This window comes from Epilithonimonas hominis, assembly GCF_003730015.1.
Taxonomy (GTDB): Bacteria; Bacteroidota; Bacteroidia; order Flavobacteriales; family Weeksellaceae; genus Epilithonimonas; species Epilithonimonas hominis.
This window is the reverse complement of the sequence record NZ_RJTU01000052.1, coordinates 1-6,005: the sequence shown is the minus strand read 5'-3', so window position 1 is coordinate 6,005 and position 6,005 is coordinate 1. Positions and strand designations below refer to the sequence as shown.

Genomic DNA, 6,005 nt, shown 5'->3' with positions numbered 1-6,005 from the left:
GTTTTGTTAAGGAACGACTAGATAGAAACCACAAAAAGAATTTTTTGGTAACGTTGGTCTAATTGGTTGAGTTTTACAATGATTTGTTCATCATCTCCATCTCCTGCACCAGTTCGATTATCACCTGTAAGCCAAATATGTCCGCTTGGGTGTCTTAATGAATTAAAAAAGATAACATCTCCCTCATAAAGTCCAACTTGACGACCATTTTGAGTTTGAACAGTTCTACCAAGATTAGCAACTTTCCCATTGCTGTCTAATAAAAAAGCGATAGCATCTAAATCGTATTCTTCTTCTTTACGACCAAATAGTTTTCCAAGAAATCCACTTTGTTTTTGACGAACATCCCAGCCTAAGCCAATGGTTACTTGCGAAAGGTCATAAACACTTTCGCCTTTTGAATTTTTACGCAAATCTATTGTTTGCCCTTTTGATAAATTTATAACTTCTTGCATACCTTTAATTTTGTGTTGTTATGTTATTAGGCAAATATTTGTCAATAAAAAATTTCAAATCTTCCTTGTAACCAATACCTGATGCGTCAAATTTCCATTCATTATTTCTTCTATATAATCGTCCAAATTCAATTCCTGTTTCAATAGAAAAATCCTCTCCTAATTCATATTTCATTACTTCTTTGCCATTGCTGTTATCAACTAATCTTATGTAAGAGTCTCTTACTTTTCCAAAGTTTTGTTTGTTTTGGATAGCATCATTTATAGTAACAACAAATAATATTTCTTGAATACTTGGATTGAGTTTAGTTAAATCAACGATGATAGATTCATCATCATCTCCGTCACTTGAAGTTCCGTCTGGGTCGTCTCCTGTATGCATTAATGCATTGTCTGGCGATTTTAGATTGTTAAAAAACACAAAGTAGTCTTTGCTTGGGATTTTTCGATTTGAAAATCATAATAGAGCGATATTAATAGGTAAGAATAATGTTTTTTAATAATCGGTGTAAGGGTGTAAGCAAATTGTATGAAAAGAAAATTTTTACAAAATTGGTTTTTGAAAAAGTAACTAATTAAGCGCAAACAGATAAATTTTAATGAACTATAATGAGAGGATTGCTTTTAAATTTTATGAATTAATTAGAAAATTTTTAGAAAAAAAATAAAAAAAATGTTTTGCCGAAAAGTGCTTACACCCTTACACCCAACAAACAAAAGAAAAGCGAAGCATTTCGCTTCGCCTTTTGCTATGCAAATCTGTAAGGGATTTTTGGGGTTTCCAAATTCTGTTTTTCTGAATTTAATTTTTGTTTGCTTCGCTGTTCAACCTGTTCAAAACTGAATTCTTTCACGGCGTACACATAAGATTTATTTTTTGCCAATCGCAGGAAACCGTGTTTCTTTAATGCTTTCCCCAATTTATTCACTACACCATCAGAAATATTGATTTTGGAAAGTTCAGCCAATCTTACAGCGATTTGCGAAGCATTAAGAAAATGTGTTGCCACTTCCTTTTCAACAGGCTCAAACCAGGTCAAAAGCAACTCTTCTTCCGGACTTCTTAACTGATATTGTTCGTTATTGGCGTTAATCTCTTTGATTTCTTCCTGGTTGAACCAATGGCGGAAACCTGATTTGTGTAATTGCAATGCCTGTGCATAAACTTTGTTAATATCAATATTATGCGTGTATTCTATGTGTTCTACCTCGAAGCAAAGAAAACGGCGTGAGCCGGTTGTATCGTTTAAGAATTGGGCGGTGTTTACCGATCCTGCAAAAGATGCTCTTCGAGGCATATTTTCATTATTGTGTCCGTATGCTTTCCGCATTCTGATGTGGGTTTTGGTTATGATTTCTTTTAATGAACCGATTTCCGTCCTGTTAAGATTTTCTAGTTCGTCCAAGTTAATTAACATACATTCTGCCAAGTGTATTAGAGTGTCTTTGTTGCTAGGATTTATGGTACCTGAAAAGATGTATTCTTTGAGTGGTTTAGGCATTAGTTTTTCTATCCAGGTTGTTTTTCCTAAACCTTGCTTTCCACTAAAAACAATAACCGTTTGGTTGACTTGCTTTTCATCCAGCACACAGGCTACCATCGCTACAAACCATTTCTTAAAGCAAGTACGCCAAAGGTCCTGTTTTGTGGTGGTTATAGTATCTGCAAGCAGTTCTATGTGGTCTGTTTCATCTGGGTTTTCCGGCAGATTGTTGAAATAATCTTCAAACGGATCAAACATTTCACAATAGTCAGAATGGAGTAAATTCCGTAAGGAATTTATACTACATTTTACTTTTGCTTTTAAGATTTCACGAAGGATGGAGTTTTCGGTGAAGTCGGTCATTGGTTTATATTTATAGGCTTTCAAAGTTTTGAATTCCAGTTTTCCTAAAACTGTGTTGTAACGGAAATTGTAACGATTGTTTAGGAAGTTCTCCAATTTGTCAATGTATGAAGGTTGTTCTTCCTTTTCATCAGAAAAATTGCCGTCTCCGGTTTTTGTCGCGGGCGATTCACCAGAATTTTTTCTATCGCTCGTCAATCGCTCGGATTTTGCTTTTTTTGTATTAGGTTTGAAAGTATCTGTATTATGTTCTGCGGTGTTCTGATAGGCGCTTTGAACGGCGGTTGTAACTTCTTTTGCGTCATAGCCGAAATCTGCTAAAATGTAGCCTAATGCCATTGATGCACATATACCTTTTCTGTTCAGATTATTGGCCAACGCAAAAACGAAGTTATTGCGGTTGCCTTCTGTGAATTGGATTTTCTTTTCGGTGAAGCGGACTGCGTGCTCATACAAAACATCATAATCCGCTTGCGGATTATTTTGATGTTTTGAGTTTCCTCGCTTTTGCTCGGAATGACAAATTTGCTCTGGTGTGTTTTCTGAAAAAACTTGGGAATTTTCATTGATGAAAATTTCGGGATCGAAAGAAAAGAAGCAAAGCCGGGTTATGTCTTTACCGGATTTATCGATTTCTACCTCCAATAATTCTTCGAAATATCGTTGAAGTTTCAAAAAAGTTTCTTTGTGCTGTTCTTTATCCGTCGAAACTTTCACGAAAATTTTTAAACCATTTCCTGAAGGACTGACGAATGAAGCAAATACAAAATCCTCCATTCTGATTTTGGTCTTACACTGCTGCAGTTTTTCTTTTTCGAGTTTGTCTATATCCAATACCATTAAGGCGTTATAATTGGTAAGGAATTCCATTTTTCTGCCTCCGTTGAATGTTGCACTGGGCGTAAATGCCGGAAGTGATTTTTTGGCTCTTTCTGCTGCTTCTTTCTTGTTGTCGGCAAGGGATTTTCTTAAATAAGTGATTGCATTTTGATAGACGCCAGTTTTTATATCTGATAAGATTTTCAGAATATCTTTTTGTTCGGTAACTTCGTTGAAGTTTTTGAATATGGTGGATTTCATAATATTGGTTGTTGGTTGTCGGTTGTTGGTTGTCAGTAAAAAGCCCTCTGCGGTTGCGAGGGCATTTTGATTGTTTTTCTCTCCGCAAAAGATTTTACTTTTTGGCGAAAGCTGCATTACGGTAATTCTGGATGAATTTTTCTACATCGGAAAGTTTGTAGTAGATTTTGTTACCAACCTGTGAAAATGTGATTTTTCCTTCGTCTCGCCAAGTCTGTGCTGTTCTGAGGGAAACGTCCAACATTTCCATAAACTGTTTGTTGTTCAGGTAGGTTTCTGTTCTTTTGGGATTGGTGTTTGTAAGGCGATCATTAATGTCGTCGATTTTTGCAATTAACTGTTCGAACTGATCTTTGGTAAGGATGATTGCTTCCATAATATTTTTGGGTTTAAGATTATGAAGCAAAGATGAAGTAAAGAAAAAAGTCCGATTAGTCCGATTTAGTCCGATCGGACTAAATTATTTATAACTATTTGAATGTTAATACATTGAAAACTTAAACAAGTGTTTATAAATCGGACTAAAAGTTTACCTGTAAATCAGAATTAGGATCTTTGTCATTTCTCCCAGGTGAAAGGTAGGTTTGCAAAGTATCTTTGGATAAAGTATTTCCGCTTTCGTCCACAAAATTTTCGTGGATAAAAGTAGCCACATCTTTAATCCGCTTTTGAATGTATGGTTTGCCCAAAAGATTTGTGAAAATCCGTCATTATGGTTTTTTGAGCAGCACTTGGAAGCGTATCAAGCTTAAAAATCTACAACAAAAATTAGGCATCCAGCCTAAAGAAAAGCTTCCGCCAAAAGTTTTTCAGCCGAAATGTAGTTGTTGTAAAGTTGGAAATTTGGTAACGATTGCCACGTTCGATCTTCGAGGTCCGCCAAGTTGGTTTTTGGAGATGAGCCGAAATTTACCTGCTCCTAAATCTGCATTTTAGCGGATTTGGTAAGGGAAATGTTACCCTAACGTGAAGGAAAGCACGATAAAACCAAGAAAAACTAGCCAAAATCACCCACAAAAAAAGAGACTCTTCTCAAAGTCTCTTGTATCTCTAAAAATCTTTTGTCGATAAACCCATAGTGTGGGAAAATACCCAACCAAAAGCTTCCGAAGCTCCAGTTCAACAGGGTTTTCATTGTTCGTGCTACGCACGCAACGAAAACTTAGCTATTAGTGGCTGGGCTTCTTTGTTTTCCGTCTGTCAGCAACATTTTTTGTCCTGCTGAATTGGTGGACAAGCAACACTTCCGTAGCTACAATAAACACAGCAGTCGCCTTGTTTTGGTTTTAGAACTTGTTTGCATTTTTCACATTCGTAAAAATATTGGCAAGCGTCTGTCGGCATTGTTTCTTCTTTCTTATGTCCGCAGTTGGGGCAAGTTATTGTTGATTGTAATTTGATTTCCATTTTAATTTTCTTTTTTGTCGGTTACAGAATATCCTGTTGAGTTTATTGCTTTTTCGATTTCAGAAATATTTGTTTTTGATTTGTCAAATTCTATGATTGCATTTCCATTTTCATATGAAGCGTTTGAACTTATTATTCCTGTCAATTTATTTACTTCGTGATTTACGTGTTCTTCGCAACTCGCACAAGTCATTCCGCTAATCGTAAATTTTACTTTTTGAATATTGGATTTGTCCACTACTATGATTTGCTTTTCTTTCTTTGGGTAGAAAATGCTTGAATAGTATGGAAAGGCAAGCATAACGATTGCAAATGCTGTTACAATTCCTAAAAACATTTTTGACTGAATGAATTTTGGTTTTTCTTCTGTCTCACAGTTGCAGTCAATTTGCTTTTTAGGTTTCAACTTTTGATACCAAGCAAAACCAGGAACCAAAATTGTCAAACCGATAAAATACGGTCTGAAAGGTTCGAGCCAAGAAAAAGTAGAAGCAAGTCCGCTTGTTCCTGCTACTAAAGCCAAGACTGGAGTAATACAACACAATGAAGCTGCAATTGCTGTTAAAAGTCCAGCTCCGATTAGTTTTTTGTCTGTTTTCATAATGTTTCTAAAATTTTGTTTTCGTCAAGTATTTTAAAAAACGGTTTCAGCATTTTTTCATACTCTTTTGTCAATGAGTAAAAAATGGTTTGTGCTTCTCGTTCGGTTTCAATTAGTTTTCGGTCTTTGAGTTTTCGCAAGTGTTGTGAAATTGCCGAAATTGTCATACCAAGAATGTCGCTCATATCACAAACACAGAGTCGTTTTTCTTCATATAATAGAAAGAGAATTTTCAGTCTTACGTTGTTTCCCGCTAATTCAAGTCCGTTCGATAAATAGTCAAACGAGCCGTTGAGTTCTGAAACTCGGTTTTTACAGCGATTTATTTGTTTAATGTCCGCTTGTTGTCGTATGCAAGAATTGTTGTCCATATTGCAAAGATAGTTAATTTGTTTATTTAAGCAATTACTAAAATACAAAATATCAAAAAGAACCCGATTTGTCTGTCGGGTTGTGTCGTCATAGCCTTGCCACTAACGGTTTGCAGCTTGGCGAAGTGGCGGAAATCGAAGCACAAATGTTCGGTTTTGCACAAAAGTTCAATCGAAGAACTGCCGTTGAATTTAGCACTGAACCCGCCATTTTGCCAAACTGTTGTTGAACTAAACCTTCGGT

General features: G+C 35.9%; 9 protein-coding genes and 1 pseudogene. 1 reads left to right on the top strand and 9 read right to left on the bottom strand.

Going from position 1 to position 6,005, the window contains the following annotated elements:
- Nucleotides 1-17: 17 nt before the first annotated feature.
- The 5 genes from EGH73_RS07400 to EGH73_RS14290 all read right to left on the bottom strand — a co-directional run bounded on the left by EGH73_RS07400 (nucleotide 18) and on the right by EGH73_RS14290 (nucleotide 4,035).
- Nucleotides 18-455 carry a TerD family protein gene (locus tag EGH73_RS07400; RefSeq protein ID WP_245985468.1) on the bottom strand — a complete coding sequence of 146 codons (438 nt, stop codon included), beginning with the start codon at nucleotides 453-455 and terminating at the stop codon, nucleotides 18-20.
- Between the two features lie 4 nt (nucleotides 456-459).
- Nucleotides 460-897 (bottom strand): TerD family protein, encoded by a 438-nt coding sequence (locus EGH73_RS07395; RefSeq protein ID WP_123281308.1) that lies wholly within the window; start codon nucleotides 895-897, stop codon nucleotides 460-462.
- A 307-nt stretch (nucleotides 898-1,204) separates the two neighbouring features.
- A complete protein-coding gene (locus EGH73_RS07390) occupies nucleotides 1,205-3,382 on the bottom strand; it encodes a VapE domain-containing protein (RefSeq protein ID WP_123281309.1) in 2,178 nt (725 codons plus the stop codon).
- A gap of 94 nt (nucleotides 3,383-3,476) precedes the next feature.
- Nucleotides 3,477-3,758: a helix-turn-helix domain-containing protein gene (locus EGH73_RS07385; protein WP_089770476.1), complete on the bottom strand. Its 282-nt coding sequence runs from the start codon at nucleotides 3,756-3,758 to the stop codon at nucleotides 3,477-3,479.
- Between the two features lie 145 nt (nucleotides 3,759-3,903).
- Nucleotides 3,904-4,035: a hypothetical protein gene (locus tag EGH73_RS14290; RefSeq protein WP_262605810.1), complete on the bottom strand. Its 132-nt coding sequence runs from the start codon at nucleotides 4,033-4,035 to the stop codon at nucleotides 3,904-3,906.
- 19 nt (nucleotides 4,036-4,054) lie between these two features.
- Here EGH73_RS14290 and EGH73_RS07380 point away from each other — a divergent pair.
- Nucleotides 4,055-4,318 (top strand): annotated as a pseudogene (locus tag EGH73_RS07380) (IS91 family transposase); the annotation flags it as partial.
- A gap of 264 nt (nucleotides 4,319-4,582) precedes the next feature.
- Here the strand turns inward: EGH73_RS07380 and EGH73_RS07375 are convergent.
- The 4 genes from EGH73_RS07375 to EGH73_RS14085 form a co-directional block, all read right to left on the bottom strand.
- Nucleotides 4,583-4,789 carry a GDCCVxC domain-containing (seleno)protein gene (locus EGH73_RS07375; protein WP_069796431.1) on the bottom strand — a complete coding sequence of 69 codons (207 nt, stop codon included), beginning with the start codon at nucleotides 4,787-4,789 and terminating at the stop codon, nucleotides 4,583-4,585.
- Between the two features lies 1 nt (nucleotide 4,790).
- Nucleotides 4,791-5,390, bottom strand: a complete 600-nt coding sequence (gene merTP, locus EGH73_RS07370) for a mercuric transport protein MerTP (RefSeq protein WP_123281307.1) — start codon at nucleotides 5,388-5,390, stop codon at nucleotides 4,791-4,793.
- Nucleotides 5,387-5,761, bottom strand: coding sequence for an ArsR/SmtB family transcription factor (locus EGH73_RS07365; RefSeq protein ID WP_035679264.1), 375 nt, complete (start codon nucleotides 5,759-5,761; stop codon nucleotides 5,387-5,389). The genes merTP and EGH73_RS07365 overlap by 4 nt, the downstream gene beginning before the upstream one ends.
- Before the next feature lie 26 nt (nucleotides 5,762-5,787).
- A partial coding sequence (locus tag EGH73_RS14085) for a hypothetical protein (protein ID WP_221177746.1) occupies nucleotides 5,788-6,005 on the bottom strand: 218 nt, incomplete at its 5' end.

Coding starts and splice junctions, on each gene's coding strand:
- EGH73_RS07400 (WP_245985468.1), bottom strand. CDS start 455: ATGCAAGAAGTTATAAATTTATCAAAAGGGCAAACAATAGATTTGCGT.
- EGH73_RS07390 (WP_123281309.1), bottom strand. CDS start 3,382: ATGAAATCCACCATATTCAAAAACTTCAACGAAGTTACCGAACAAAAA.
- EGH73_RS07385 (WP_089770476.1), bottom strand. CDS start 3,758: ATGGAAGCAATCATCCTTACCAAAGATCAGTTCGAACAGTTAATTGCA.
- EGH73_RS07375 (WP_069796431.1), bottom strand. CDS start 4,789: ATGGAAATCAAATTACAATCAACAATAACTTGCCCCAACTGCGGACAT.
- merTP (WP_123281307.1), bottom strand. CDS start 5,390: ATGAAAACAGACAAAAAACTAATCGGAGCTGGACTTTTAACAGCAATT.
- EGH73_RS07365 (WP_035679264.1), bottom strand. CDS start 5,761: ATGGACAACAATTCTTGCATACGACAACAAGCGGACATTAAACAAATA.